At 42.5% G+C, this 2,650-nt stretch carries 4 protein-coding genes; all 4 read left to right on the plus strand.

Annotation, left to right across the window (positions count from 1 at the left end; all coding sequences use genetic code 11):
- On the plus strand, positions 1–856 hold an 856-nt coding region (locus VIN08_RS15755; RefSeq protein ID WP_331967008.1), incomplete at its 5' end, for a thiolase family protein.
- A gap of 43 nt (positions 857–899) precedes the next feature.
- Positions 900–1,259: a four helix bundle protein gene (locus tag VIN08_RS15760; protein WP_331967010.1), complete on the plus strand. Its 360-nt coding sequence runs from the start codon at positions 900–902 to the stop codon at positions 1,257–1,259.
- A 71-nt stretch (positions 1,260–1,330) separates the two neighbouring features.
- Entirely contained in the window at positions 1,331–2,077 is a 747-nt protein-coding gene (truA, locus tag VIN08_RS15765) for a tRNA pseudouridine(38-40) synthase TruA (RefSeq protein WP_331967012.1), read from the plus strand.
- A gap of 77 nt (positions 2,078–2,154) precedes the next feature.
- Positions 2,155–2,634: a 2-C-methyl-D-erythritol 2,4-cyclodiphosphate synthase gene (ispF, locus tag VIN08_RS15770; RefSeq protein WP_331967013.1), complete on the plus strand. Its 480-nt coding sequence runs from the start codon at positions 2,155–2,157 to the stop codon at positions 2,632–2,634.
- Positions 2,635–2,650 lie beyond the last annotated feature (16 nt).

Raw genomic sequence — 2,650 nt, forward strand, 5'->3', positions numbered from 1 at the left:
GGGTGGTGTAGAGAGTATGACGCGCGCTCCGTTTGTAATGGCCAAAGCAGAAGAACCTTTCGGTCGCAAGCAGGAGTTGATTGATACAACATTGGGATGGAGGTTTATAAACTCCAGGCTTTCCAAGCTATACTATCCATACTCCATGGGCGAAACAGCAGAGAATGTAGCAAACAAATGGAAAGTAAGTCGCGAAGAGCAGGATGCTTTTGCATTACAATCGCAGAAGCGATACCAGGCTGCTTACGAAGCGGGAAAATTTAAAGACGAAATTGTACCAGTGCCTGTGGCTAAACCCCGCGATGAATTTTTTCTCTTTGAGAAAGATGAACATCCGCGCATTACTTCACTCGAGAAACTGGCAGTACTCAAACCTGCTTTCCAGGAGAACGGATCAGTAACTGCCGGTAATTCTTCCGGTATAAATGATGGTGCTGCTGCATGCCTGTTAGCTTCTGAAGATGCAGTAAAGAAATTTAATCTCACCCCGGTTGCCAGAGTTGTATCAACAGCGATAGCCGGGGTTGATCCTGCCTACATGGGCATTGGTCCTGTGCCTGCTACACAAAAAGCATTGCAACGTGCCAAGCTAAAAATTACCGATATAGGGCTCACGGAACTCAACGAAGCTTTTGCTTCTCAATCTATAGCCTGCATGCGCGATCTCAACCTTGATCCTGAAACCGTCAACGTCAACGGTGGGGCTATAGCAATTGGCCACCCGCTCGGCTGCAGTGGTGTTCGCATCAGCGCAACTCTTCTTAATGAAATGAAGAAACGCAACGTGCGCTATGGACTAGCTACGATGTGTATTGGTGTAGGGCAGGGGGCAGCGGTGATATTTGAGAAAGTTTAAGAAGTAAGAAGTAATTTTTTCAACCATTTATTTAATTACCGTTATGAGTACATCAAAGAGTTTTCAGGATCTTATTGTTTGGCAACGAGCACACCAATTTGTTTTGTCAGTCTATAAATATACCAGTGTTTTTCCGAAGGAAGAGCGTTATTTTCTTACTTCACAATTTAGGAGAGCGGCAACGTCTATTGCAGCTAATATTGCCGAAGGTTTTGCGAAAAGAACTAAACCTGATAAAATAAGAATATTGAATATCGCCCAAGGTTCTCTTGAGGAGTGCCGCTACTACATTTTACTTTCAATTGATTTAGATTATGGTGCAGACAAAAATATGGAGAAACTATCCGAAGAAGTAAGTAAACTTCTAAACGCCTATTTAAAAGCAATCGAATCATCTAAATAGTAGTAGTATTTAAATTTTACACCTTGCATTATTCTTACTTCTTACTTCTGGCTTCTTACTTCTAAAATTAAATGCGTTTTTTCTTCGAGATCTCCTATAACGGTAAAAACTATAGCGGCTGGCAGAGTCAGAATAATGCTATGGGGGTGCAGGCTGTGGTGGAGGATGCACTTTCAAAATTATTGAGGCAGGAGATTGCTATAGTTGGGAGTGGTCGTACCGATACAGGTGTACATTGCGTGCAACAGTTTTTTCATGCTGATATTGAAAAAGAATTTGATCAGCAGAAACTCATGTTGAAGCTAAATTCTTTTTTGCCGAAAGATATTTCTATACCATCTATTCAACGTGTAAAAGATGAGGCTCATGCGCGATACGATGCAACAGAACGAAGCTATATATACCGTATTACCACGCAAAAAGATCCCTTCCTCGAGGGACTGGCATTACATTACTTTCGTGAACTGGACATAACGCTGATGAACAAGGCTGCCGGTTTGATGATTGGTACACATGATTTTGAAAGTTTGAGCAAAGTAAAAACCGATGTAAATAATTTTCGGTGTGATATAAAGAAGGCTGAGTGGAAAGAACATGGTGCCATGCTGGAGTTTACTATAACAGCAAATCGTTTTTTGCGCGGCATGGTGCGGGCAACCGTGGGCACGCTATTAGATGTTGGCATAGGTAAAACCTCAGTGAAGGATTTTCAGGATATACTTCATAGTCGTGATCGAAGAAAGGCCGGAGCCAACGTGCCACCCTATGGACTATATCTTGTAAAAGTGAAGTATCCTTCGAATATATTTCTGAAGTAAATACAATTTCTTTGTGCAACTTTGCGTGCATTTACTTAGTGGGCCTTTGCGCCATGGATTTAAAAAAATAATTGCTAATGAAGATACGCGTAGGAATGGGCTTCGATGTGCACGAGCTGGAAGAAGGCAGAGACTTCTGGTTAGGTGGTATAAAATTACCGGCAACCAAAGGAGCTGTAGGACACTCGGATGCTGATGTGTTGATCCATGCTATATGCGATGCGCTGTTAGGTGCTGCCAACCTGCGTGATATAGGTTTTCACTTTGCTAATACCGACAATCGTTGGAAGGGCATGGACAGTAAATTCTTTCTGAAAGAAGTAACACACATGTTACATGAGAGAGGCTGGAAGGTTGGCAATGTAGATTGCACCGTTTGTCTGGAGCGCCCGAAAGTAAATCCGCATATAGATGCCATGAAAAAAGTGCTTGCTCCGTTGATGAACATCTCCGAAGAAGATGTATCCATCAAAGCAACCACCAACGAAAAACTCGGCTACGTAGGTCGCGAAGAAGGAGTGAATGCCTCGGCAGTTGCGTTGATTATGAAGGATTAGTTCTTTGTTATACTTA

Source organism: Ohtaekwangia sp. (genome assembly GCF_036568665.1).
Taxonomy (GTDB): Bacteria; Bacteroidota; Bacteroidia; order Cytophagales; family Cyclobacteriaceae; genus Ohtaekwangia.

What these genes read in the sequence shown, in the direction of transcription:
- VIN08_RS15760 (WP_331967010.1), top strand. Translation starts at nt 900, where the DNA reads ATGAGTACATCAAAGAGTTTTCAGGATCTTATTGTTTGGCAACGAGCA.
- truA (WP_331967012.1), top strand. Translation starts at nt 1,331, where the DNA reads ATGCGTTTTTTCTTCGAGATCTCCTATAACGGTAAAAACTATAGCGGC.
- ispF (WP_331967013.1), top strand. Translation starts at nt 2,155, where the DNA reads ATGAAGATACGCGTAGGAATGGGCTTCGATGTGCACGAGCTGGAAGAA.